Here is a 24,704-nt window from a genome sequence, read left to right on the forward strand (position 1 = left end):
TCTTTTGGTCCATGCAACCTTTTGGGGAAGATTTTTTTCTGATCTTTGATGTGAACCTCTATTGTGTGCTGGCCTATCAATCCACTCCCCTTGTTGAAATTAACGACCCCGCTTTTGCAGCAGCCGGCATCCGCGTGGTGTTGAAACGAGAGGATCTGAATCATCCCCATGTATCGGGCAACAAGTGGTGGAAGTTGAAATACAACATCGAAAAAGTTTTGCAGCATCCTTCAAGAACGCTGCTCACTTTCGGCGGGGCTTATTCAAATCATTTGTATGCCACGGCAGCCGCTTGCCACGAGCTGGGACTTCGCTCCATTGGCGTTGTCCGCGGCGAAGAGCATCCGCTTTTAAATGACACCTTACAGTTTGTAAAAGACCAGGGCATGCAGTTGCATTATGTCTCCCGCGAATCTTATCGCCATAAAACAGAAGCCGATTTTATCGATGCCCTCGAGAATGAATTTGGCGCATTTGTTTTAGTGCCGGAAGGAGGTAGCAATGAGGAAGCCGTGCAGGGTGCGTCCGAATTTGCCGCATCACTTGATCAGTCGTTCGATTATCTCTGCTGCCCTGTAGGAACGGGAGGAACACTGGCGGGTCTCATCCGCGGTTATAACTCAACAAAAACAATATTGGGATTTTCAGTTTTGAAAGGCGCTTACGGAATGGTCGAAGAAATCCGGCACTGGAACCCCGGCAAAACAAACTGGCAGCTCATCACGGACTATCACTTCGGAGGCTACGCCAAATCCACACCCGACTTGCTGCAATTCATAGCACAATTCAAAGCGCGTCACGCCGTACCCCTCGAACCCATCTACACCGGCAAAATGATGTCGGGCATTTTCGATCTCACAAAACAAGGATTTTTCAAACGAGGCTCGACACTATTGGCTATCCACACCGGCGGCCTCCAGGGAAAATAGGAATAGTTTGTATTGGGATAAACGCAAATCGAGCCATCAACCTCTTGTTGGTGTCCTACCAACAAGAAGTAGGTCCAGCTCCTCAAACCCTCACGCCACCGCCTCCTGTAGCTTAAACTCCTCATACACCTTCCACACCCGTCCATCATGCTTCAGCAACGCCATCTTATCCGCGACAAACTCAGCCTCAAAATTCTTCTGTTGAAATTCTTCCCATGCCCGCTGATAATTAGGCTTCTTCAAATCGCGAAATGCCAGCGTCACGTGCGGATGAAACGGGAGCTCCTTATAGTTGGCATTGAAAAGATTCAACACCCTTTTACAGAACCGGTGAAGGCTCTTTTGAAGATTGTCCAGCTCCTGACTCAACACCACGTTTATAAAAATAACCCGGGGAGGAAACGACGAGAAGTTCTCCAACTTGACGGGCACAGCCGGGGTGTTGCGTGAAAAATGAAGGAGCTGATCTCTCAGTTCATCCTCTTCCCGTTCCTTCCATTTGAAAGGCATGTGCAGCGTGATGTGGGGCGGAGAGTTGAGCGAGGCCTTGCTGTTGTAGTGTGTTTTGAAATACTCCTTCTGTTCCAACGCAACTTCATAGATAGGGGCGGGAGGAATAATGGCAATGAAATAGAGCTTTTCTTCTTTGGAGTCGTCAACTTGGGGCCGCCGCATAGAGCTTAAAGATACGAATTCGCCGCAGCCATCACAACTATGGAAGGCGTCCGGCCCGTTTGGAAGGACATTTTCGGATGCATGTCCCAGCTTTTTAAATCGGTATAAATGGCCCTTTGCTTTAAATTGACCGGAATGGATTTTCTTTTTAACCTTTTCCTATTTTTGCCCTCAAATTTAAAAACGCTATGAATTATCGCATCGAGAAAGATACCATGGGCGAGGTGAAGGTGCCGTCCGACAAATACTGGGGCGCACAAACGGAACGTTCCCGCAACAACTTCAAGATCGGCCCCGAGGCCAGCATGCCCAAGGAGATCATTTATGCATTTGCCTATCTCAAAAAGGCTGCCGCCCAGGCCAACCACGAACTGGGCCTGCTCGCGGCCGACAAGAAAGATCTCATCGCCAAAGTCTGCGACGAGATCCTGACCGGCAAACTCGATGCGGAGTTCCCCCTGGTGATCTGGCAGACCGGCTCCGGCACCCAAAGCAACATGAACGTGAACGAGGTCATTGCCTACCGCGCCCATGTGATCCACGGCGGCAAACTGGAAGACGAAAAGAAAGTGTTGCACCCCAACGACGACGTGAACAAATCACAGTCGTCTAACGATACCTTCCCCACGGCCATGCACATTGCGGCCTATAAACAAGTGACCGAGATCACCCTGCCCGGCATACAGAAACTGCGCGACACCCTGGCCAAAAAGTCGGCCGAGTATAAGAACATTGTGAAGACGGGCCGTACCCATTTCATGGATGCCACCCCGCTCACCCTGGGTCAGGAGTTTTCCGGCTATGTCCAGCAACTGGATAATGGTATGCGCGCCTTAAGAAATGCCCTGGAGATGGTGCGTGAACTTGCCTTGGGAGGAACCGCTGTGGGCACAGGCTTGAATACCCCGAAGGGCTACGATGTGCTGGTGGCCAAAAAGATCGCCGACCTCACCGAGTATCCCTTTGTCACCGCCCCCAACAAGTTTGAAGCCCTGGCCGGCCACGATGCCATGGTCGAGTTGTCGGGTGCCTTGAAGCGGGTAGCCGTAAGCCTCATGAAGATCGGCAACGACATTCGCATGCTTAGCTCCGGTCCGCGGTCGGGCATCGGCGAACTCGTCATCCCCGATAACGAGCCCGGTTCGTCCATCATGCCCGGCAAGGTCAACCCAACCCAACCCGAAGCGTTGACGATGGTATGTGCTCAGGTGATGGGCAACGATGTCGCGGTTTCCATTGGTGGAGCCACCGGCCATTTCGAACTGAACGTCTTCAAGCCCGTCATCGCGGCCAATGTTTTACAGTCGGCCCGCCTCATCGGCGATGCCTGTGTGTCGTTCAATGAGAAGTGCGCAGAGGGTATCGAGCCCAACTATGCCATCATCAAGCAGCACATGGAGAACTCGCTCATGTTGGTGACAGCGCTCAACCCCCACATCGGCTATGAGAATGCGGCGAAGATTGCCAAGAAGGCCCACAAGGAAAACAAGACCCTTCGCGAGGCCGCTGTCGAGTTGGGATTATTGACGTCGGCCCAGTTCGATGAGTGGGTAAGACCCGAGAAAATGGTAGGCAGCTTGGACTAGGTTGAGCATATTTCCAAAATTATCGTACCTTTAATTTGATTTTAACCAATCCGAGAATGAAAAAAGGAATCATACTATTCTTCTGCCTCGCGTTGATGATTGCTTCGACGCAGACCTTTGCACAGCTCTCTAAAAAGGAGAAGAAAGAATGGAAGAAAAAAGCCAAAGAGTATGGCAAGAACCCCGCCAACCTGAAGCAACTCATCGAGGACAAACAGACCGCCGACAACACGGTGAGCTCCCTCAACCAAAAGGTCACCCAGATGCAGTCTTCCATCAGCGACAAAGATGCGAAGATCGCCGAACTGGAAGATCAGTTGACCCAACTGAGAGGCCAACTCACTTCCACCAAGGCCGAACTGGCCGCATTGAAGGAAGCCCCGGTGGTGAACTCTATGGACTTCTCGAAAGGTGTGGTCTTCAAGGTGCAGATCGGCGCCTTCAAGAATAAGAACCTGCAGAAGTATTTCGACAACAACCCCAACTTTGGTGGCGAAGCAAAAGACGGCGAGCCTCAAAAGTTGACCATCGGCATCTTCCGCGACTATTGGGAAGCCGATACATTTAAGAAATACATGCGCGAAATGGGCGTGAAAGATGCCTGGATCGTGCCCTACAAAGACGGCCAACGCGTCGAGATCAAAGACGTGCTGGAAGGTGTGGTGGGCGACAAGCCGGCTGCCGGCAAGTAGGCTGACATTCAAATTATTAAATGCCAAAGCAGTGCGGAATCGCACTGCTTTCTTTATTTCTCCGGATTCGCACCGAACTAATTTTCTTAAGAAGAATACTGGATTATTTTTGTGAGATGGGTCGAGTAGTGTTTTGGTTTTTTGCCATGGTTTTATCCTCTGCCGTGACCGCGCAAGTCAGGGTGAGCAAACTCGTCATCAAAACAAACCAATCCTACGACCTGGGCCAGTCCGATATTCTCGTGGCCGACACGCTGGTGATGATGGATTCCTCCCGTCTGATCCTGAATAAACTGAAACCCGAAAATTTTATCCGCGTCAAGGTAGCCGCCATCGGCAACCATTGTGTCATCGACGGCAAGGGCATCAATGGGCAGGCGGGCCGCAATGGCAAACCCGGCATCACCCCGATTGGCCCCTGTCTGGACGGCACAGCCGGCCGCGATGGCACCAAAGGCCTCGATGGTACAGCAGGGATAAATCTTTTTCTGTATCTTGAAAGAGTTAGCCTGAAAGGCGTACTCACCATCGACATCTCCGGAGGCAACGGCGGTCGCGGGGGGAACGGCGGAAACGGCGGCGGCGGCAGTCCGGGCACGTTGCACTGTAATGGCGGCAATGGCTCGAACGGCGGAAACGCAGGACAGGGCGGCAATGGCGCGAACGGCGGCGTGCTCACCCTGACCAGCAAAAAGACACAGCTTCTTCGCGATATGTTAGGCACAAAGATCCTCGTTAACAACAATGGCGGCGCCGCGGGCCTCAGCGGCAAAGCCGGATACCACGGCGGCGCAGGCCTGGGCCCTTCGAGAAAGAATGGCAAAGACGGCGTGCCGGGGTTAGACAGCATCAGCGGCGTTACGGGTATTAAAGGCAGTGTAAAAATCGAAGCAAACTAGTTCATGGATAAAAGATGGTTGTTAAGGGATATTCCTGCTCCCGAGCAGATCGAGCAGTTATCGAAGGCCATCAACATCAATTCCTATCTATCGTCCATCCTAATCCAGCGCGGGATCTCCGACTTCGAAAGCGCTAAATTTTTCTTTCGCCCATCGCTGGAACATCTGCACGATCCCTTTCTCATGAAGGGGATGGAGAAGGCGGTGAGCCGTCTGAAACAGGCCATCGACCGCGAGGAAAAAATTCTCATCTACGGCGACTATGATGTCGACGGAACCACTTCCGTGGCGCTGGTCTATAGCTACCTGCGCAATTTCTATCCGAACTGCAAGATCTACATCCCCGACCGGTATGCCGAGGGTTATGGCGTTTCGCTGGCCGGCGTGGAATGGGCCGAGCAAAACCAATGCACGCTGATCATCGCGCTCGACTGTGGCATTAAGTCGTCGGAACTGGTAAACATCGCCCTGTTGAAAGGCATCGATTTCATCATTTGTGATCACCACTTGCCCGACGAATCCATTCCCCAGGCTGTAGCGGTGCTCGATCCCAAACAAAGCGATTGTCCCTATCCCTATAAAGAACTGAGCGGTTGCGGCCTCGGCTTCAAATTCATGCAAGCTTTTGCGCAGCGTTTCCGCGACGAAAAAGAAGTGTATGGATTCCTCGACCTCGTCGCGGTGAGCATCGCTTCAGACATTGTTCCCATCACGGGCGAAAACCGCATCCTGACCAATTTCGGATTAAAAAAACTGAATGAAGACCCCCGGCCGGGTCTCAAGGCCCTCAAGGACATTGCCGGCCTTCGCAATGAGTTGGATGTCTCTGGCATTGTGTTCACACTCGGTCCACGCATCAACGCCGCAGGCCGTGTGGCCCATGGCAGCGCCGCGGTGGAGCTTCTCATCGCCGAAACAGAGGAAGAAGCCAACATGATGGCCGAAAAGGTGAATCTCAAAAACGAAGTACGCAAGCAATTCGACTCCGACATCACCGAGGAGGCCATCGCCATGATCGAAGGCGACGCCACGCTGCGGGCAGCAAAATCTACGGTGCTTTTCAAAAATACCTGGCATAAGGGTGTTATTGGCATAGTTGCTGCTAGATGTGTGGAGAAATATTATCGCCCCACCGTGATCCTGACCGAATCGAACAATAAAATTACCGGCTCCGCCCGCAGCGTGAATGGCTTTGACCTCTATGGCGCCATCCTCGAGTGCAGCGACCTGCTGGAAAAGTTCGGTGGCCACAAATACGCCGCAGGACTCACCCTGGACATCAACAACCTGGAGTTGTTCCAGCAGAAATTCGAACAGGTGGTGTCCTCTACCATCACCGAGGAAATGCTCACGCCGGTGATCGACGTTGACATGCCGCTTCATTTCGACATGATCACTCCCAAGTTTATCACCGTGCTCAAGCAAATGGCCCCGTTCGGACCCGAAAATCAGCGTCCTGTTTTCGAAGCGAGCGGACTGTATGTTTTCAATTCGTTGTCGAGTTTCAAGGACCGTCACGTTCGCTTTCTCGTGGCACAACACAAAAATGAAAGCGTTTTCCAGGCCGTGGGCTTCGACCTGGCCGATCGCTATGAGCGACTGGCCAAAGGCGACATGTTCAAGATGGTGTTCACCATCGAGGAGAACACGTTCAATGGCACCACTTCCATTCAACTGCGTATAAAAGACATCAAATTTCATTGAGGCATGATCCTTCGGGCAGAACATCTGATCAAAAAATATAAAACCCGTACGGTGGTCAACGACGTATCCGTCCAGGTGAGCCAGGGCGAGATCGTGGGACTGCTGGGGCCCAATGGCGCGGGAAAGACCACATCATTTTACATGATGGTGGGACTGATCAAACCCAACGAAGGCCGCATTTTTCTGGATGATGAAGAGATCACACCGCTCCCCATGTACCAGCGGGCTCGCAAAGGCATTGGCTATCTGGCGCAGGAGGCTTCCGTTTTCCGCAAGCTCACCGTAGAAGAAAACATCATGTCGGTGTTGGAGATGCGCAATTTTAACAAGCAGCAGCGCAAAGAGAAGGTAGACATGCTCATTGAAGAGTTCAGTCTGCATAAGGTTCGCAAAAACCGGGGCATGTCGCTCTCGGGTGGCGAACGACGTCGCACCGAAATTGCCCGTGCGCTGGCCGTGGACCCACACTTCGTTCTATTGGATGAACCCTTTGCGGGTGTCGACCCGATTGCTGTGGAGGAAATTCAATCCATCGTATCAAAACTGAAAAATAAGAACATCGGCATCCTCATCACCGACCACAACGTGGACGAAACCCTTTCCATCACCGACCGCGCCTACCTGATGGTGGATGGAAAATTATTCAAAGCCGGCACCGCCGAAGAATTGGCCAGCGACCCGCAGGTGCGCAAAGTCTATCTCGGCCAAAATTTCGAACTACGACGCTCCAAACTCGCATCCAAAGCCGTGGACACCAACGACAATTGGCCAGACCCCTCGGAGTCGAACATCTGATTTTTTGTTATCTTTTGTTGTCTAAGACGCAGACTAACTAACTGCAAGTTTGTTTATTTTTGAAGTTGACACGTTTTCAATGGGGTTGATCAATTCGATATTGACATGGGTAATGCAAAAGCGCATTCATCAGATTGAGCTTTTCATGAAGTACCCTATTGAGGTTCAGGATGAGCTTTTAAAAAAGTTGATCCAAACCGCGCGTTTCACCGAATTTGGCCAACAGTATGACTTTGGCAGCATTCAAACCTACGACCAGTTTCGCGAGCGCATTCCCATTCACACCTACGAAGAGACCTATCCTTACATCGAACGGCTCATGAAAGGTGAGCAGAACATTCTGTGGCCCTCGGAAATCAAGTGGTTCTCCAAGTCGTCGGGCACCACCAATGCACGCAGCAAGTTCATCCCGGTGTCGCAGGAGGCTTTGGAAGATTGTCATTTCAAAGGGGGCAAGGATTTGCTCTCCATTTATGTGAACAATTTTCCGGAAACGAAGCTTTTCGATGGCAAAGGCCTTGCCGTGGGCGGAAGTCACCAGATCAATGAACTTGATCCAAGTGCATCGTCCTACTACGGCGACGTGTCGGCCGTGATCATGCAGAACCTTCCGCCTTGGGCGCAGTTCATTCGCACACCAAGTCTGGAAACGGCGTTGATGGGCAATTGGGAAGAGAAAATAGAAAAGCTGGCGCGGGAAACGGCCAAGACCAATGTCACCAACATTGCCGGTGTGCCGACGTGGACGGTGCTGCTCATTCAAAAAATCGTGGAGCTCGAAAAGAAAAGCAGCATCCTCGAAGTGTGGCCCAACCTGGAAGTTTTCTTTCATGGCGCCGTATCGTTCGCGCCCTACCGCTCCCTTTTCCAATCGCTTATTCCCGCCGAAAAGATGCAGTATTGGGAAACCTACAATGCCAGCGAAGGCTTTTTTGGCATTCAGGATCAGAAGAATTCAGAAGAGCTCCTGCTGATGCTGGACTATGGTATCTTCTACGAGTTCATTCCCGCCCACGAGCTGGACAAGGAACATCCCCGCGCCGTGCGCTTGGGTGAAGTGGAGTTAGATAAAAATTATGCGATGGTCATCTCCACCAATTCGGGTCTGTGGCGCTACAACCTGGGCGATACTGTAAAATTCACGTCACTATCGCCCTACCGGATAAAGATCACGGGACGCACCAAACATTTCATGAATGCATTCGGCGAAGAGGTGATTGTGGAGAACGCCGAGGCCGCCATCACAAAAGCCTGTGAAGCAACCGGCGCCGTGATCGACAACTTTACGGCTGCGCCCGTCTATCTCGAAGAAGGCAAGCAAGGCCGTCACGAATGGATCATTGAATTTAAAGTAGAGCCTCCAACGCTCCCCGCCTTCGCCCACGAGCTCGATGAAGCATTGCGCTCCATCAACTCAGATTACGACGCCAAGCGTCATCACAACCTGGCGCTCATCGCACCAAAAATCCACAGCGTGCGGGAAGGCACGTTCTATAACTGGATGAAGCGCCGCGGAAAACTGGGTGGTCAAAACAAGGTTCCCCGCCTTGCCAATTCACGCGAGTATGTCGATGACATCCTCAGCATGATGCGGGAGTCCTGACATCAAAAAATTATTTCTTCACGATGGTGTAGGTGATCTGTGTTAAGATCTCCATGGGAACATCCATGTCTGTCGGGATCATGCCCCCGGCCAGGAGGGTCATTTTTCCTTTTAGGGTAGAGGTGATGTGTATTTCGGTTGGCCAGCCCGTCTTGGCATTCACATCTGCCTTGGTGGCTTGGTTGCCTGCCAGATCCATTTTCGCCTGGATGCCACCCGGCATGTTCACGGTCTTGTTCTTGTCGAGCGTGGCAAAGGTGGCGTCGTTGTTCACTTTCGCAGCGTCGCCGGCCAGGTTGGCCAGACTCCAGGTGTTGTTGGATTCGATCGGAAAATCCATGGGGAAAGCATTTTTCGAGAACCAGGTATCGCCTTGTTTAACTTTCTTGTCGCTGTAATATACCATGGCTTGTTCCAGGCTGTTCTTCAGCGATTTCTTTCCCATCATTTGCTCCATAACGATCTTCATTTGCGCCAGGGTGGCCTCATCCAGACCGAGGTCGTCCATGCCGGTCCACAGGTTGTCTGAATTTTCTACTTCTACGATCCCTTGTTTGCTGATGCTGATCAGGACAATCTTATTCATCATCGACTTCAGCACTTTGTTCTCTGTGTTTTCGCTGTCTCCCTCCGTGTCCATCGCCTTTTCGCCCATAACCGATTTGAGACTGGATTTCAACTTCAAAAATCGCATCTCCAGCTTTGCTCCCGTGGCGGTGACGGCGGTCACTTTATATTTCATCTGACCCGAGATCAAATTTTCAGCAACCTGGTCCATGCCCATTATGCTTTGCTTAATGGTTTGATTGGTGGTTTGATTCAGCGTGTACTCGTCGCCCACCTTAAAAACGTATTCCAACTTCACTTCCTTGGCTGGAAATGTAAAGGCCGATGCCGCCAGAAATATTAAGACAAACCCAATTCTTTTCATTTGTAAAAATTTTAAAGGATAACGAATTACGATAAAAATAGCATTCAAAACCATCACCCGCTGGATCGATGCCAAGCACTAGCCAAACAAATCCTCAAAAACTTCGGTCAGTTTCCCAAAGGATTTGATCGCGATTTTTGTATTCTTCAAACCGATCGCCTTCTGACTGTATTTTGAAATATAGATCTCCTGGAAACCCAGCTTCTCCGCCTCGGATATGCGCTGGTCAATTTTATTTACCGCCCGCAATTCTCCACCCAATCCGACTTCGGCCGCAAAACAAATTTTGTCCGATATGGAGATCTCCTCCATGGAAGAGATAATGGAAATGCACACCGCCAGGTCAATGGCCGGATCCTCCACTTTGATGCCGCCGGCCATGTTAAGAAAAACATCCTGCGTACCCATGCGGAACCCGCAGCGTTTCTCGAGCACGGCCAGCAGCATGTTCAAACGCTTTTGATCAAAGCCAGTAGGCGTGCGCTGCGGCGTGCCATAGGACGCCGGGCTCACCAGCGATTGTATTTCGATGAGCAGCGGCCGGTTGCCTTCTATCGTCGCGCCAATGGTGACGCCGCTGATGGGTCCGTCTTTTTGTGATATCAGTATTTCCGAGGGGTTGCTGACCTCGCGCAGGCCAGTGCCCAACATTTCATAGATGCCGATCTCCGACGTAGAGCCAAAACGGTTTTTTGTTGTTCGCAAAATGCGATAGGCCAGGTGGCGGTCGCCTTCAAATTGCAGCACGGTGTCAACCATATGTTCCAACACTTTGGGGCCGGCCAGCATGCCGTCTTTGGTGATGTGACCGATCAGAAAAACGGGTGTCGCGGTTTCCTTGGCAAACTTCATCAACTCGCCCGTGCACTGCCGCACTTGCCCGATGCTGCCAGCGGTAGAATCCAGTTGCGCCGAGTGCAAGGTTTGGATGGAGTCGATGATTAGTACGTGGGGTTCCACCGTTTCGATCGCCAGAAAAATGCTCTTCGTGTTGGTCTCTGTCAGGATATAAAAATTCTCCGACGTGTTGCCCAATCGCTCGGCGCGCATTTTGATTTGTTGTTCGCTTTCCTCACCGGACACATAGAGCACCCGTTGTTTTTTTAGCAACAAGCCCACTTGCAACATGAGGGTCGATTTCCCAATGCCCGGTTCGCCGCCGATGAGCACGAGCGACCCGGGAACAATGCCACCCCCCAACACCCGGTTCAATTCTTCATCGATAGAGTGGATGCGGATCTCCTCGGTGGATTCGATCTCGTTTAGCGTCTTTGCCCTCATGGCCTTCGAGCGCGTCGACTCCTGGCGCCACTCGGTTTTGGGGCCTTCGTCTTTTGTGATCACCTCCTCCACGAACGTATTCCACGCGCTGCACGAAGGACATTTTCCAAGCCATTTAGCCGACTCGTAGCCACAGGATTGACAAAAAAAGGTTGTTTTAGTTTTCGCCATGTTGGGGTGTAAACTTACTAAAGTATCCCTGCTGAAAAGTAGAAATATTATAATTCAATATTTTTTTTAATCTTGCATTTTCTAAACCTAATAGTTGCATGAAATCGGTGTTTTTAGGACTATTCGTCCTCGTTGTGTGTACTGTCTACGCACAAAAATCGCCTATCAAATTTGGCGTAATTCCCCAGGAAGATCTCAAAATGACAACCTATGACATGGATACCTCCGCGGAGGCCGTCATGCTCACGAATTATGGATCAGCATACATCGTTATCAGCACCGGGAATGCCTCCCTGGTATATGAGCGGCACGTGCGGATCAAGATCCTGAAAAAGGGTGGATTGGATTGGGCCAATGTTTCCATTCCTTTATATCATTCCGGAAGCAACGAAGAGCATGTCACCCGCTTGAAAGCCTCCACCTACAATTTGGAGAACGGAAAAATAGTGGAGACCGAGATGGAGAAAACAAGCATCTTCAAGGAGAAGCATAGCCGTAGCATCAATCTTCAGAAGTTTTCACTCCCCAATGTAAAAGAAGGCTCCATCATCGAATACAGCTACACGCTCAATTCGGATTTTCTCACGTCCTTTCCCAATTGGCAATTTCAATATGATATCCCGGTCCGCTGGAGCGAATACTGGGCGCTTTTGCCGGACTTCTTAGTATTCCAAAAATACATGCAGGGCTACATCACGCCGGCGGTCTATGAAGTAAAGGACTTTTCGCGCGACGGCTACCGGGAAGCCGGCCATCATTGGATTTCCAAGAATGTGCCCGCCTTCAAAGAGGAACCTTTCATGACTTGCGAGGATGACTATGTTTCGAAAATAAACATGGCCCTCTCTCATATCACGATGCCCAACCAGATGGTGCGCGAGATCATGGGCAGCTGGTCAGGTCTCAACAACAAATTGATCGACAGCGACGACTTTGGCAAAGTGATCACCGGCTCGGGGTTCTTAAAAACAAAGGCGAGAGAGCTCACCACCGGTATGACCGACCCCATGCAAAAAGTGACCGCCATCTTTAGCTATGTTCAGCAAACCCTGGAATGGGACGGCACGAAAGACAAATATCCCGACAACCTGAAGAAAGTATTCGACGATAAAAAGGGTACTGCCGCGGACATCAACTTCATTGTGGCAGCGATGTTGGAAAAAGTGGACGTGCCGGCCGATATGGTTCTGCTGAGCACTCGCGACCACGGTTTCATTCGTCAACAGTACCCGATGGACGACCAGTTGAATTATGCGATCGTGTCGGTGATACTCGGCGACAAAGTGTTGTTGCTGGACGCTACTGAAAAATATTTGCCTATGGGCGTTTTGCCCGAACGCTGTCTCAACGGCGAAGGGCTCGTGATCTCCAAAACGCGTCACGGGTGGATGGAGATCAAACCCAAGGCGAAGTCACGCACCGCTATAAATTCCGACCTCGTGATCAGCGCCGAGGGAGAGTTGAAAGGGAAAATGTCATTCTCCTATGACGGTTATGCCGCCCAGAAACTGCGCAAAGACTATTTCAAAAACGGGGAAGCCGACTATCTGAATGAATTCCTGTCGGACAAGACCTGGGAAGTCGAGAAAACCGAATTTCAAAACATGAAAGAGATCGACAAATCGCCGCGTCAATCACACGAACTGGTGGTGCGCGAACACGCGACGACCGCCGGCGATGTGATCTACTTGAACCCCATGCTTTCCGAGCAAATCACCGACAATATCTTTAAAGCCGAAACGCGCGAATACCCGGTGGATTTCGGCAAGCCCCTGGAGCAGACCTACATGGCACGGTTCACACTTCCTGAAAACTATGTAGTAGACGAAATGCCAAAACCCAAAGTGGTTACGCTGCCCAACAACGCGGCCAAGTATACCTACAACGTGACGCAAATGGGCAACGTCGTGAGTGTGGTCAGCATGTTGCAAATCAACAAGAGCATGTTTGTCCAGGACGAATATCCTCATCTCCGGGAGTTGTATAACCTGGTGATCGCCAAACAGGCAGAGCAGATCGTGCTGAAGAAAAAATAGGAATGAAAGCGCTGCTGTTTTCAGGTTTCCTTGCCTTGACGGTGTGTCATGTTTGTGCGCAGAAATCGCCCATTTTGTACGGGATAATTCCGTTGGAAGATCTCAAAATGACCACCTACCCCTTGGATACCTCTGCAGTCGCCGTTGTTCTCACAGACTTTGGCAAGGTCTACACCTCCATCAATGCCGTTGATGTGCGATTGACTTACGAGCGTCATGTGCGCATTAAGATCCTAAAAAAAGAGGGTCTGAATTGGGCGAATTTTATTATTCCACTATTTCACGATGGTGGGCATGAAGAACGCATCACGCGACTGAGGGCAAGCACGTTTAACCTCGAGCACGGGAAACTGGTGGAGACCGAAATGGAAAAATCCAGTGTATTCAAAGAACATCATAGCCATAACATCAACCTTCAGAAATTTACTTTTCCGAACGTTAAAGAGGGTTCTGTTCTTGAACTGAATGTAACGATAGCGTCTGATTTTTTGACCGCTTTTCCCAATTGGCAATTTCAGTTTGACATTCCCGTGCGCTGGAGTGAGTATTGGGCATTTTTGCACGAATTCTTTGTGTTCGAGAAATATATGCAAGGCTATGTCCCCACCACGCTGTATGAAGTGGAGACCGTAAATCATACCGACTACGTGGAGTTCGCCCACCATTGGATTTCCAAAAATGTGCCCGCTTTCAAAGCAGAGCCCTTTATGACCTGCAAGAATGACTACTTCTCTAAAATAAACATTGCGCTTTCGCATGTGTCATTTCGCAATGAGATGCCACTGGAGATCATGAGCAGTTGGGAGCGTCTCAGCGATAGATTGGTTGATCATGATGAATTCGGTAAGATGATAACGGGGTCGGGATTCCTAAAGGCTAAAGCTCTGGAGGTGACAGCCGGTCTAACCGATCCCGAGCAAAAAGTGGAGGCGATATTTCGCTACGTTCAACAAACGCTGGAGTGGAACGAAATCAATGACAAATATCCCGACAACCTCAAAAAAGTATTCGAAGATAAAAAAGGTTCAGCAGCCGACATCAATTTCGTAGTAGCTGCCCTGCTGGATAAAGTGGACATTCCCGTCGACATGGTTTTGCTCAGCACCCGCGATCACGGTTTTGTTCGCAAAATGTATCCCATGGACCGGCAATTGAATTATGCTATTGCGTCGGTAAAACTGGGCGACAAGCTGTTGTTGCTCGACGCCACCGAAAAATATTTGCCCATAGGTATCTTGCCCGAACGTTGCCTCAACGGCGAGGGACTTGTTATCTCCAAGACGCGCTTCGGATGGATACCCATCGAGCCTAAGGTCAAGGCGCGTACCAGCATAAATTCCGACCTTGTTATCGATAGCCAGGGGGAGTTAAAGGGAAAAATGAGTTTCACCTATGATGGCTATGCCGCCCAGGAGCTTCGCAGCAATTATTTTAAAAAGGGCGAGTCTGCCTATTTAAAGGCATTCCTTTCAAAAAAATTGTGGACCGAGATTGAGAAAAGCGAATTTCAAAACCTAAGCGAGATCAAGAAGAATCCAAGACAGTCACACGACGTAGTCGTTAGCGAACACGTGACGATGTCCGGTGATTTGTTGTATTTAAATCCTATGCTTTCTGAGCAGATCCAGGAGAATGTTTTCAAGCTCGAAAATCGCGAATACCCGGTGGATTTTGGAAAACCCTTTGAGACAACTTACGTGGCGCGGTTCACGCTGCCCGACGATATCGTGGTGGACGAAATACCAAAACCCAAGTTGCTAACATTGCCGAATGGCGCCGCGAAGTATGCTTACAATGTAACACAGGCCGGCAATGTCCTGAACGTGGTGAGCTTGCTGCAGATCAACAAAAGTTTGTTTGATCAAACAGAATATCCCGACCTGCGGGAATTGTATAACCTGGTGGTTTCCAAACAGGCTGAACAAATTGTATTAAAAAAGAAATAAAAATATGAGAGGGTTAATTCTTGTTATGATATGTTGGTCGGTTGCATCAGCATTCGCCAAAGATGCACCAAAGTTTCCGGTGAGCGCCATTTCCGAGGAAATGAAAAAAGATGTGAACGTGGTGTATCGTGAGGACCAGGCTGTCTTTTCCATCATCACGCGGAGCAAGGCCCTCTATCATGTTCACCAGGTCAAAACCATTCTGAATGCAAATGCCAAGGGCAACGCAAGCGAGGCGGTTTTCTATGACAAGTTGAAAAAGATCACATCGCTAAAAGCAACGGTCTACAATGCCGAGGGATTCGAGATCGCCAAGCTGAAGAACAGCGACATCCAGGATCGTAGTGTGTTCGACGGGATCACATTGTTCAGCGACAGCCGTGTGAAAAGTTTCGACCTTTCCCAGGGGACTTACCCTTACACTATCGAAATTGAATACGACCTGGAGTTTAAGTTTCTGTTTTTTATCCCTGATTTCTACGTTACCGTGGGTGAAAAGGGCTCCGTCGAGCATTCGCTCTACCGGCTGGAATATTCCGCCGCCAATCTCGCACCCCGCTACAAAACCTACAATCTTCCAAAGCAGCCAGCCACCGAAAAGCGTCCCGATGGCAGTGGGTCAATTTCCTTCGAATTCACCAATGTGAAGCCGCTCAAGCTGGAGTCCTATAGCGACGACCGGTATCAGCATCAATACATCGAGGCTGCGCCGACCAATTTTGAATACGAAAGCTATGTCGGCACCATGGATACCTGGGACAACTTCGGTCTTTGGATAAATTCCTTAAACAAAGGCCGCGACGTATTGCCCGAAGCCACCAAACAAAAAGTCAGAAGCCTGGCCGCGCAGGGAAAAACCGACGAAGAAAAAATCAAGATCATCTACGAATACCTCCAGGGAAAAACCCGCTATGTGAACATCCGTCTGGGCATCGGAGGGTATCAGCCTTTTGAAGCTTCTGTGGTGGATCAAACAGGCTATGGCGACTGTAAGGCGTTGTCCAACTATATGGTGGCGATGTTGAAAGAAGTGGGCATCAAAGCGCACTATGCCTTGATCTTTTCGGGTGATGAGCACCTGGAGATCGATCCAAAGTTTCCGCAAACCCAATTCAACCACGCCACGGTTTGTGTTCCGTTGAAAAAAGATACGGTATGGATGGAATGCACCAGTCAAACCGATCCCTTCGGATACCAGGGCACGTTTACGGGCGACCGGCAAGCGTTGATCATCACCGACAACGGTGCCAAGGTGGTGAACACGCTGCGCTATCCCGCCGAAAAGAATTTGCAAACGCGTACGGCGGACGTATTTCTTCAACTCACCGGAGATGCCACGGCGAAAGTGAAAACCACCTACAGCGGGTTGAAATACGAAGACGATGGCTTGAACTTCATCCTCAACAATCAGTTCGACGAGCAAAAGAAATGGCTGCAACGAGTGATCGATATCCCCAGCTTTGATATCACATCCTTCAAGATGCAGAATCACAAAGACAAAATTCCATCGGCCGAAGTAGCCGTCGACCTTTCATTGAAGCGTTTTGCCACCGTGAGCGGCAAGCGCGTGTTCATCACCCCTAACCTGATGAATCGCTCAGCCTTCGTCCCTGAGAAGACCGAAAGCCGCAAAACCAAGGTCGTGCTTCACAACGCCTTTGTCGACCTGGACACGATCCGTTACCATTTGCCCGAAGGCATCTATCCGGAATTCCTGCCCAAGCCTGTGACGTTGAAGTCTCGCTTTGGCGAATACCAAGCCGACTTTAAATTGGATCAGAACGATCTCATCTATGTGCGTCGGTTGAAAGTCCAGCGCGGCGAATACCCTGCGGAATCGTACGCGGAATTTATGGACTTCTTCAAAAGCCTGAACCGGGCAGACAACACCAAGCTCGTCTTCCTCAGCAAAACCTAGAGCAGAAATTATGTAATTATTTAATGGGCGCATCCGTCTCCCGGGCCATGGCCTCGTAGACGATTTTGTCCGACAGGCTGGGCAGCCATTTGCTGAGGAACACGGCGATTTTTCCTTCGGTGGTGAGCACGATGTTGCGCTTGCGCTTCACGGTGGCCTTGTAGATATGACGGGCGCACTCTTCGGCCGTCATCATCTTGCCTTCCTCGCGGGGCGATTCGCCCTGGGCCTTTCCGTTCTTTGTGAGCGACCGCTTGCGTATGTTGGACGACGTGAATCCCGGGCAGGCCGTGAGCACGTGGACATCCCTTTTCAGGTATTCTGTGCGCAACACTTCCAGGAAACCGTTCAGAGCAAACTTGGAAGCTGAGTAACCGGTGCGCCCGGGCAGACCACAATAGCCGGCAATCGACGAGATGCCCACAATAGACCCTTTGTTTTTTACGATCTCGGGAAGGCAATATTTGGTCGCATAGAGCACGCCGTAAAAGTTGATGTCCATCACTTTCTTCACCACCTCCAGGTCGACATCCTCAAACAAAGCCCGCATGGAAATGCCCGCGTTGTTGATGAGCACATCGATGGTCCCATAGCGTTTGATCACCTCTTCGGCCATCCGCTTGTTGTCTTCCTCTTTGCTGACATCGGCCTGTAGTCCATAGACCAGGATGCCCTTGTCGCGAAGCTCTGCCACGGCCTTGTCAAGACCGGTCTGATCCCTTCCGGTAATAAAGACCTTGGAACCCTTCAGCCCGAACTCCTGGGCCAGGGCAAGTCCAATACCGGAGGTTCCCCCGGTGATCACGACAACTTTGTGCTTCATGCGCCAAAAGTAATAATAGTTGTTTAACTTGCCCGGCACAAACCTGCTATGTTTTTCATACGCTTGCTCTCCCGGTTACCCCTGCCGGTGCTTTATGCATTTTCAGATTTCCTTTTTGCCGTGAGCTATTACCTGGTGCGCTACCGGCGGGCTATGGTGCAAAAGAATCTCAAAAATTCGTTTCCCGAGAAGACCCAGGCCGAACGCGACCAGATCGAAAAACAGTTCTTTAAGGATTTGTGCGACTATGCTGTAGAGATGCTGAAGCTGCTCACCATCAGCCAGGAAGAGCTTGGCCGGCGGGTAGTCTTCAAAAATCCGGAAGTATCCAACCGCTACATCCTCAACGGGCAATCGTTGCTGAACCTGGCCTCACACAATTTCAATTGGGAGTGGCTGCTGGTAGCCGGGTCGTTCACCCTGCCGGGGCAAATGGACTTTGTCTACCAATCGGTGAACAGTAAATTCTTTGATGATTTTTCGTATGCATGCCGGACCCGTTTTGGAGCCTATGGCATCAAGCGCGATGAAGTGGCACGCGAGATTGTGAAGCGCAGGCACATCGTGCGCAACATCGCTTTGGTAGGAGACCAATACCCGGGCTACAAACACGATAAAAAATATGCCACCCGTTTTCTGAATCAGGACACTGTTTTTTTCTACGGCTCAAACCAGTTGGCACAACTTACCCAGTACCCGGTCATGTATTACGCCATGAAGAAGGTGAAACGCGGCTATTATGAAACCCATATCGTAGAGCTGGCCCGGCCGCCGTATGCAAAAGACAGCGATGTGGTGATGGACCATTATGTGCGCGAACTCGAAAAGGTGATCCGCGAAAATCCATCGCAGTGGCTATGGTCACACAACCGGTGGAAGACGCGCCACCTCGAAGCCTAGCCCGTGGGGCGGGTTTACGCTAAATAGCAAATTGAAACATGCGCCGGGTTTTTGTACCTTGTTCTAACCCGAAAAATACCCCGTCTGGGGCGGCAGTTGGCCTGAGCATTCTTCCTAAGATTGTATTAAACCTTTTCCTATGAAAGCCTGTCTACCCTTGCTTGCACTGAGCTTTTCCACGATGCTGGCACAATCCCAACCTTTGCAACCTCCGACCCATCCTGGCCTTTTCATGGAGGGGTCTGTGAGCACAAACCTCAACGAGCGCGACATGGCCATTTCGCCCGATGGAAAAGAAATGTATTATACGCTGGAGGCGGCTCAAAACGCCTTCTCCACCATTCTCTATCGGCACAAACTTCCGGGCAACAAATGGTCAGCGCCAGAAGTCGCTCCTTTCTCCGGACAATTCAAAGACCTCGAGCCGGCGTTCAGCGCCGACGGTCATCGCTTATTCTTTAGCTCCAACCGACCACTCAGCGACACACAGCCAAAAGACTTTGACATCTGGGTGGTTGAACGAACCAAAGACGGCACATGGTCTTCGCCCCGCAACGTGGGCGCACCTGTAAACACCGGGGCAAATGAATTCTATCCGTCGGTTGCGCTGTCGGGAAATCTGTACTTCACTTCGGAGTATGAGAAAGGTGTGGGCAAAGAAGACATTTACATGTGCCCATGGCAGGGTGGAAAATACGGGGAGAGTATAGCGCTCGACACCGCCGTTAATTCGAAGCTATGGGAATTCAATGCCTTTGTTTCACCCGATGAAAAATTCATTCTCTTCACTTCCTATGGCCGCAAAGACGATCAGGGTGGCGGCGATCTCTACATCAGCTTTCGCGATGCCGGCGGCGCCTGGCAGCCCGCCAAAAATGTGAGCGCGCTCAACTCGCCGAAGTTGGACTATTGTCCCTTTGTTTCCTTCGACCAGAAGATCCTCTTCTTCACCAGCAGCCGCCACGATCTCCCGGCGACTTATGAAAAACCAGCCACACACGCGGCGCTGGTCAAGGCCTACAACGGCGTGCGCAATGGTTCGGAAAATATTTACTGGATCGATTTTCAGACACTGGTGCGTGCCCTGAAGTGAGACTACAACAACATCTGTTCGATGTCTTCCTTGGTGAGCTGCTTCATGAAGCTTTCTTCGGTGGTGATCAGCTCGGTGGTGAGGCGCAACTTGCGCTGTTGCAGCGTGAGGATCTTTTCCTCTACCGTGTTGCGTGTAATGAATTTATAGGTGAACACTTTTCGCTTCTGACCGATGCGGTGCGCGCGGTCCACGGCCTGTGCTTCCACGGCTGGGTTCCACCAGGGATCGAGAATGAAGACGTAGTCGGCTTCCGTGAGGTTCAATCCGAGACCACCGGCCTTTATGGAAATCAAAAATACTTTTAACGACGTGTCTTTGTTGAAGCGCTCCACCTGCTCCTTGCGGTCGGTGCTGGAGCCGTCGAGGTAGGTGTAGTCTATCTTGTTCGACTTCAAATACTGACGCACAATTTCCAGGTGCTTCACATATTGGCTAAAGACCAGCACCTTGTGGCCTTCGGCAATAGCGTTCTCCAACATGTGTGTGATGTCTTCCATTTTTCCGGAATCGCCCGAATAGCCTTGCTCCACCATGCGCGGGTGGTTTGCAATTTGGCGAAGCTTGGTGAGTCCCTCCAGGATCATGAAGCGGCTATTGCCGAGGCCTTCCTGTTCAATGAGCTTGAAGATCTTCTCGCGGTAATGTGCCTTCACCTCTTCGTAGCGTTTCTCCTGCTCAGAGGTCATGGAGCAATATTGAATGTTCTCCACTTTCTCGGGAAGCTCGGTGGCCACCTGTGATTTATGCCGGCGCAAGATGAATGGCTTGATCACGGAGTGCAGCTTCTTCGACCGTGCCTCGTCATTTTTCTTTTCGATCGGATTCTGAAACTCGTTCCGGAAGTATGTTTGCGTTCCCAGAATGCCCGGGTTGATAAACGACATCTGCGACCAGAGGTCCATCGTCGTGTTCTCGATAGGCGTTCCCGTCAGCACCAGTTTATGCCGCGACTTCAATTCGCGCACAGCTTTGGCAATGTTCGATGTGGGATTCTTGATCACCTGCGACTCGTCGAGGATCACGTAGTTAAAATAAAACTCACGCAACAACTCAACATCCAGGCGGGTAATGCCATAGGAGGTGAGTACCAGGTCATATTTTTCAAAACGGCGCACATCCTTGTTCCGCATAGTGCCGGTGTAGTTGAGCAAACGCAGCCCCGGTGTGAATTTGCTGGCCTCCATCTCCCAGTTGTAGATGAGGGATGTGGGCATGATGAGGAGCGTAGTGCCCGAGCCGTTTTCTTTTTCAGCCTGTAGCATGGACAGGGTTTGAACGGTCTTACCCAAACCCATGTCATCGGCCAGACATCCACCGAGTCTGTATTCGTTGAGGAAACGCAGCCAGTTGTAGCCCGCCTTTTGATAGGGACGAAGCTCGCCTGAAAAGCCTTGCGGCGGCGGGTAATTTTTTATGCCGCTAAACGAATTGAGCGAACGCAACTTTTCGCTGAGATGGACCTTGGCCAGGTTGCCTTCTTCCAACTCCTTCACCAGGTTGAGGTGATGTTTGCGCAGCACGGGTTTCTCATTGTCACCATCCGTCTCGCTCAAGGCGAAGAGGTCGGCATATTTGGTGAGCCATGCTTCGGGTATAATGGCGATCTCACCGTTGGGTAATTTGAATTCCACTTTTTTGCGAAGGATCAGCTTTCGCAAATCCTTGAACGGAATTTCGAATTCACCGAAACGGATCTTGGCATGAATATCGAACCAGTCGATGTTCTCCTTCACCTCCACTTCGATCACGGCTTTTCCTACAAAATACTTTTTGTCGCGGCTCTCCGGTTGGCTCACTTCAAAACCCAGGTTGAGCAGGTTCACACGGTTCTCGTTCAACCACGAGAAAGCTTCCGACTTGGGTATGGCCACGCGAAATCCTTTCATGGGCAATCCCAACTTTTGCAGGGTGTGCAAAAAGTTCTTCTCGTCGTCGTTGCGGCGCGACACGCGATGGAACACGTAGCCTTCGCCTTGCTTTTCCAAGGTTACGCTGACCGGTCCCAGGTGGTCGCCGCGGAAACGATGCTTGCCGTATTTAAACGAAAGGTCAAAAACAATTTTGCCGGCCTCGTCGGTAGCCGCCTCCTCAGCGGGACGGCGGTCTTCGAAAAGCGATGGAGCCGACGTGGTTTGTGCCGAGTGAAGCTCCGAGAGCGTCAGCACAGGGTGTGGATCGTAGGTGCTTTTATTGATCTCAAAACCGCTGGCCTCCACGTCGTCGAACGAGGCAATGAGGGGCGCGACAAAACGGTTGTAGTACGTTTCTTCTACGTTCTTCGGGATGACCACATATTTCTTGGTAAAAAACGGGATCAGTTTTTTGCCGTCGACGTGCTTTTCAAAACCGTGGAGGCGGCCGTTCAATACCATCCAGGCCGGGCTCTTACAGATGAGGTAGGCCGATGGGTTGGGGAGGTCCAGTTTCTTCCCCTGGTAGAATATGGTGGGGTAGTAGTTCGTGTGATCGTCCGTTCGCATAAAATGGAACTGGATGGTGGCGCGCTTGTCGAGCACTTCTATTTTGCGCCAGGTGGGCTCGCCGTCGTTGCCCATTTCGAAAAGCACTTTGCCTTTCATTTTCTCCAGGATCTTGGCCCGGCGTTTCTCCATGTAGTCTTCGATCTGCTCTTGCAGCATTTCGTTGCCCTTCACTTTGTCGTAGGTCTTGGAAAAGAACTCTTCCGGTTTCATGAACTTGGCGGAAAATTTCTTTACGATCGATTCCTGCGTCATGGAGTCCATGAGTTCGATCAGCTCGAAGTCGCGGTCATCGAGACCTTTCGAAAATTCGCGGGCGTTTTTGGAGGAAATGTTCTGGTGCTGATACGTGAGCTTCCCTTTTTCGTCGAGATGGACAATGTAGGATTCAAACACGAATCCCAGGTATTCGTGTTGATACAACGAATATATAATTTGAAAAGGTTGTGAAGCAGACACTTTCATCTCGAAACCTGCATTTTGATGAAAACGGAATCTGAAAATTAGGGATTATCCAGCAGAAAAAACTGCCTTTTTCGGGATATTTAGTACATGGATATTACAGGTTTTGAACGGAAGCAAACCGTGACGCGAGGGCAGCTGGTCGCGAAGAGATGGCCAAGGTGACCACGGCCATTATAGAAAACACGTAGAGGAAGTCGGAAAACAACATTTTTACAGGATAACCATCCACCACCGACGAATTCATACCCATCGAAACAAAGCCAAATTGTTGTTGCAACAATAGAATAAGGCCACCGAAAAAAAGACCTATCCCAGTGCCAATAGCGGCAATGAGCAAGCCTTCGGTAATGAAAATCCTTCTTAACAGGCGGTTATCGGCACCCAAGGCCGCCAGGATGGTGATGTCTCTCTTCTTGTCGATGGCCAACATCATGAGGCTGAAATAGATGTTGATGGAACCGATCACCAGCAACAGGATGGCCGCTACCGAGGCGAACAACTTTTCCAGCTTCAACACTCGGTACAGATCCTCGTGTTGCTCTTCGCCATTGAGCACATTAAAATCTTTTCCCAGCGCTAGCTGCAGAGCCCCTTCCACGTTTCGTATGTCGGCACCGGGATTCACTTTTATTTCCAGCGACGTCCGCTTGTTGTTGTAGTTGAGCAATTGCTGGGCAAAATCCAGCGGGACGATCACATAGTTTTCGTCGAAGGTTTGAATGATGGAGAAGACGCCGGCGGGTTGAATGTTTTTTTGCGTATACATTTTCGACGGGTCGAAACTTCCGCTCTTCACACTTTTCACATAATACAATTGCAACGCATAAAAATCCTGGTCAACGGCAATGGATAAGGTGCTCCGCACACCATAACCCACCAGGGCACGCGGCTTGCCATTCTTCTTTAACACCAGGTCGCCTTCGACAATGCTTTCGGCGGGTATGCGGTCCTGCTGCATAAAGTTGTCGCTCACGCCTTTCACCATCACCACTTGCGTGGCATCGTTGTAGCGGGCGTAGGCATAGTCCTCGATCACTTCCGTCACGAGCTTGACGCCTGGAACGCTTTTTACTTTTTTCAACAGGACGTCGTTCACCTCAAACGATTTTCCCACGCTGGCTTCTATTTTGATCTCGGGGTCGAAGGAGTTGTTGATGGCATGCAGCAAATCGCCAAGGCCGTTGAAGATGGAGAGCACGATGATGATGGCCGCCGAAAGGATGGCCACAGCAACCATGGAGATGATGGAGATCACGTTGATGAAATTCTTCTTCCGCTTCGAAAGCAAATAGCGCCGGGCAATGAAGTAGGGGACGTTCAACGTTTTGAGGATTGGTTAGCTTTTTTGTTCCGGCGGGATGTGGAGGTTCTTGATCAGGTCATCCATGCGGGTTGCATTTTCCTCCACTTCGTCTTTGAAGAAGATCAATTCGGGCACAATGCGCACTTGCTTGCCGATCTTGTCGCCCAAGGCCTTGCGGATCTCGCTTTTGTGTTTGTTTATCTTCTCCAGTGTTTTCTCTTTGTCCTTCGCCAGCAACATGCTGATGTAGATCTTGGCCACGCTCAGGTCGGGATTCATGCGTACGTCGGCAATGCTGATAAAGGCGTTGTCGAGGATGCCCCGTTTATCGCGCTGAAAGATATCGCTCAATTCCTTCTGGATCAGCTTCGCGTATTTTTGTTGTCGGGTCGTGCCACTCATAGGGACAAATATCTCGCATCCCCCAACAATTAGCAATGAACCATTGGCAATTATAAAAACCTTGGTCTA

Annotated in this window: 19 protein-coding genes; 12 read left to right on the forward strand and 7 right to left on the reverse strand. The window is 50.5% G+C overall.

The genetic code is table 11. The annotated features are described in order from the left end of the window. Positions 1 to 11: 11 nt before the first annotated feature. On the forward strand, positions 12 to 929 hold the full coding sequence (locus BUB30_RS32735; RefSeq protein ID WP_084138523.1) for a 1-aminocyclopropane-1-carboxylate deaminase/D-cysteine desulfhydrase: 918 nt from the start codon (positions 12 to 14) through the stop codon (positions 927 to 929). Positions 930 to 1,019: 90 nt separating this feature from the next. On the opposite strand, the gene BUB30_RS32740 is transcribed toward BUB30_RS32735, so the two are convergent. Beyond that, positions 1,020 to 1,604: a 2'-5' RNA ligase family protein gene (locus tag BUB30_RS32740; RefSeq protein WP_073142987.1), complete on the reverse strand. Its 585-nt coding sequence runs from the start codon at positions 1,602 to 1,604 to the stop codon at positions 1,020 to 1,022. A 188-nt stretch (positions 1,605 to 1,792) separates the two neighbouring features. On the opposite strand from BUB30_RS32740, the gene fumC reads away from it, so the two are divergent. The 6 genes from fumC to BUB30_RS32770 all read left to right on the forward strand — a co-directional run bounded on the left by fumC (position 1,793) and on the right by BUB30_RS32770 (position 8,883). After that, on the forward strand, positions 1,793 to 3,190 hold the full coding sequence (gene fumC / locus BUB30_RS32745) for a class II fumarate hydratase (protein WP_073142988.1): 1,398 nt from the start codon (positions 1,793 to 1,795) through the stop codon (positions 3,188 to 3,190). A 56-nt stretch (positions 3,191 to 3,246) separates the two neighbouring features. Next, positions 3,247 to 3,882 (forward strand): coiled-coil domain-containing protein, encoded by a 636-nt coding sequence (locus BUB30_RS32750; RefSeq protein ID WP_073142989.1) that lies wholly within the window; start codon positions 3,247 to 3,249, stop codon positions 3,880 to 3,882. Positions 3,883 to 4,028: 146 nt separating this feature from the next. Beyond that, positions 4,029 to 4,781 (forward strand): hypothetical protein, encoded by a 753-nt coding sequence (locus BUB30_RS35855; RefSeq protein WP_178377249.1) that lies wholly within the window; start codon positions 4,029 to 4,031, stop codon positions 4,779 to 4,781. A gap of 3 nt (positions 4,782 to 4,784) precedes the next feature. Further along, complete coding sequence (gene recJ / locus BUB30_RS32760) at positions 4,785 to 6,485, forward strand: single-stranded-DNA-specific exonuclease RecJ (protein ID WP_073142992.1); 1,701 nt, start codon at positions 4,785 to 4,787, stop codon at positions 6,483 to 6,485. Positions 6,486 to 6,488: 3 nt separating this feature from the next. Next, a complete protein-coding gene (gene lptB / locus BUB30_RS32765; RefSeq protein WP_073142993.1) occupies positions 6,489 to 7,280 on the forward strand; it encodes an LPS export ABC transporter ATP-binding protein in 792 nt (263 codons plus the stop codon). 79 nt (positions 7,281 to 7,359) lie between these two features. After that, complete coding sequence (locus BUB30_RS32770; protein WP_073142995.1) at positions 7,360 to 8,883, forward strand: GH3 auxin-responsive promoter family protein; 1,524 nt, start codon at positions 7,360 to 7,362, stop codon at positions 8,881 to 8,883. A 10-nt stretch (positions 8,884 to 8,893) separates the two neighbouring features. Here the strand turns inward: BUB30_RS32770 and BUB30_RS32775 are convergent, their stop codons facing one another. After that, on the reverse strand, positions 8,894 to 9,814 hold the full coding sequence (locus BUB30_RS32775; RefSeq protein WP_073142997.1) for a DUF6263 family protein: 921 nt from the start codon (positions 9,812 to 9,814) through the stop codon (positions 8,894 to 8,896). Positions 9,815 to 9,892: 78 nt separating this feature from the next. Then, positions 9,893 to 11,266 carry a DNA repair protein RadA gene (gene radA / locus BUB30_RS32780; RefSeq protein WP_073142998.1) on the reverse strand — a complete coding sequence of 458 codons (1,374 nt, stop codon included), beginning with the start codon at positions 11,264 to 11,266 and terminating at the stop codon, positions 9,893 to 9,895. Between the two features lie 98 nt (positions 11,267 to 11,364). On the opposite strand from radA, the gene BUB30_RS32785 reads away from it, so the two are divergent. From BUB30_RS32785 to BUB30_RS32795, 3 genes are read left to right on the forward strand one after another with little or no spacing between them, the layout of a single operon-like run. Then, positions 11,365 to 13,302, forward strand: a complete 1,938-nt coding sequence (locus BUB30_RS32785) for a DUF3857 domain-containing protein (protein WP_073143000.1) — start codon at positions 11,365 to 11,367, stop codon at positions 13,300 to 13,302. Between the two features lie 2 nt (positions 13,303 to 13,304). Further along, positions 13,305 to 15,248 carry a transglutaminase domain-containing protein gene (locus BUB30_RS32790; protein WP_073143003.1) on the forward strand — a complete coding sequence of 648 codons (1,944 nt, stop codon included), beginning with the start codon at positions 13,305 to 13,307 and terminating at the stop codon, positions 15,246 to 15,248. 25 nt (positions 15,249 to 15,273) lie between these two features. Continuing rightward, positions 15,274 to 17,166 (forward strand): DUF3857 domain-containing transglutaminase family protein, encoded by a 1,893-nt coding sequence (locus tag BUB30_RS32795; RefSeq protein ID WP_073143005.1) that lies wholly within the window; start codon positions 15,274 to 15,276, stop codon positions 17,164 to 17,166. A gap of 16 nt (positions 17,167 to 17,182) precedes the next feature. On the opposite strand, the gene BUB30_RS32800 is transcribed toward BUB30_RS32795, so the two are convergent. After that, a complete protein-coding gene (locus BUB30_RS32800; RefSeq protein ID WP_073143007.1) occupies positions 17,183 to 17,989 on the reverse strand; it encodes an SDR family oxidoreductase in 807 nt (268 codons plus the stop codon). A 48-nt stretch (positions 17,990 to 18,037) separates the two neighbouring features. Between BUB30_RS32800 and BUB30_RS32805 the strand changes: the two genes are divergently transcribed. Next, positions 18,038 to 18,889 (forward strand): lysophospholipid acyltransferase family protein, encoded by an 852-nt coding sequence (locus tag BUB30_RS32805; protein ID WP_073143009.1) that lies wholly within the window; start codon positions 18,038 to 18,040, stop codon positions 18,887 to 18,889. Between the two features lie 139 nt (positions 18,890 to 19,028). Continuing rightward, a complete protein-coding gene (locus BUB30_RS32810) occupies positions 19,029 to 19,982 on the forward strand; it encodes a TolB family protein (RefSeq protein ID WP_073143010.1) in 954 nt (317 codons plus the stop codon). Between the two features lie 2 nt (positions 19,983 to 19,984). Here the strand turns inward: BUB30_RS32810 and BUB30_RS32815 are convergent, their stop codons facing one another. From BUB30_RS32815 to rbfA, 3 genes are all read right to left on the reverse strand, one after another. Further along, positions 19,985 to 22,930 (reverse strand): DEAD/DEAH box helicase, encoded by a 2,946-nt coding sequence (locus tag BUB30_RS32815; RefSeq protein ID WP_073143012.1) that lies wholly within the window; start codon positions 22,928 to 22,930, stop codon positions 19,985 to 19,987. A 94-nt stretch (positions 22,931 to 23,024) separates the two neighbouring features. Continuing rightward, positions 23,025 to 24,251 carry an FtsX-like permease family protein gene (locus BUB30_RS32820; RefSeq protein WP_073143014.1) on the reverse strand — a complete coding sequence of 409 codons (1,227 nt, stop codon included), beginning with the start codon at positions 24,249 to 24,251 and terminating at the stop codon, positions 23,025 to 23,027. Between the two features lie 15 nt (positions 24,252 to 24,266). Beyond that, positions 24,267 to 24,635, reverse strand: coding sequence for a 30S ribosome-binding factor RbfA (gene rbfA / locus BUB30_RS32825; protein WP_073143015.1), 369 nt, complete (start codon positions 24,633 to 24,635; stop codon positions 24,267 to 24,269). Between the last annotated feature and the right edge of the window lie 69 nt (positions 24,636 to 24,704).

It is taken from the genome of Chryseolinea serpens (assembly GCF_900129725.1).
GTDB lineage: Bacteria > Bacteroidota > Bacteroidia > Cytophagales > Cyclobacteriaceae > Chryseolinea > Chryseolinea serpens.

Coding starts and splice junctions, on each gene's coding strand:
- BUB30_RS32735 (WP_084138523.1), top strand. CDS start 12: ATGCAACCTTTTGGGGAAGATTTTTTTCTGATCTTTGATGTGAACCTC.
- BUB30_RS32740 (WP_073142987.1), bottom strand. CDS start 1,604: ATGCGGCGGCCCCAAGTTGACGACTCCAAAGAAGAAAAGCTCTATTTC.
- fumC (WP_073142988.1), top strand. CDS start 1,793: ATGAATTATCGCATCGAGAAAGATACCATGGGCGAGGTGAAGGTGCCG.
- BUB30_RS32750 (WP_073142989.1), top strand. CDS start 3,247: ATGAAAAAAGGAATCATACTATTCTTCTGCCTCGCGTTGATGATTGCT.
- BUB30_RS35855 (WP_178377249.1), top strand. CDS start 4,029: ATGGTTTTATCCTCTGCCGTGACCGCGCAAGTCAGGGTGAGCAAACTC.
- recJ (WP_073142992.1), top strand. CDS start 4,785: ATGGATAAAAGATGGTTGTTAAGGGATATTCCTGCTCCCGAGCAGATC.
- lptB (WP_073142993.1), top strand. CDS start 6,489: ATGATCCTTCGGGCAGAACATCTGATCAAAAAATATAAAACCCGTACG.
- BUB30_RS32770 (WP_073142995.1), top strand. CDS start 7,360: ATGGGGTTGATCAATTCGATATTGACATGGGTAATGCAAAAGCGCATT.
- BUB30_RS32775 (WP_073142997.1), bottom strand. CDS start 9,814: ATGAAAAGAATTGGGTTTGTCTTAATATTTCTGGCGGCATCGGCCTTT.
- radA (WP_073142998.1), bottom strand. CDS start 11,266: ATGGCGAAAACTAAAACAACCTTTTTTTGTCAATCCTGTGGCTACGAG.
- BUB30_RS32785 (WP_073143000.1), top strand. CDS start 11,365: ATGAAATCGGTGTTTTTAGGACTATTCGTCCTCGTTGTGTGTACTGTC.
- BUB30_RS32790 (WP_073143003.1), top strand. CDS start 13,305: ATGAAAGCGCTGCTGTTTTCAGGTTTCCTTGCCTTGACGGTGTGTCAT.
- BUB30_RS32795 (WP_073143005.1), top strand. CDS start 15,274: ATGATATGTTGGTCGGTTGCATCAGCATTCGCCAAAGATGCACCAAAG.
- BUB30_RS32800 (WP_073143007.1), bottom strand. CDS start 17,989: ATGAAGCACAAAGTTGTCGTGATCACCGGGGGAACCTCCGGTATTGGA.
- BUB30_RS32805 (WP_073143009.1), top strand. CDS start 18,038: ATGTTTTTCATACGCTTGCTCTCCCGGTTACCCCTGCCGGTGCTTTAT.
- BUB30_RS32810 (WP_073143010.1), top strand. CDS start 19,029: ATGAAAGCCTGTCTACCCTTGCTTGCACTGAGCTTTTCCACGATGCTG.
- BUB30_RS32815 (WP_073143012.1), bottom strand. CDS start 22,930: ATGAAAGTGTCTGCTTCACAACCTTTTCAAATTATATATTCGTTGTAT.
- rbfA (WP_073143015.1), bottom strand. CDS start 24,635: ATGAGTGGCACGACCCGACAACAAAAATACGCGAAGCTGATCCAGAAG.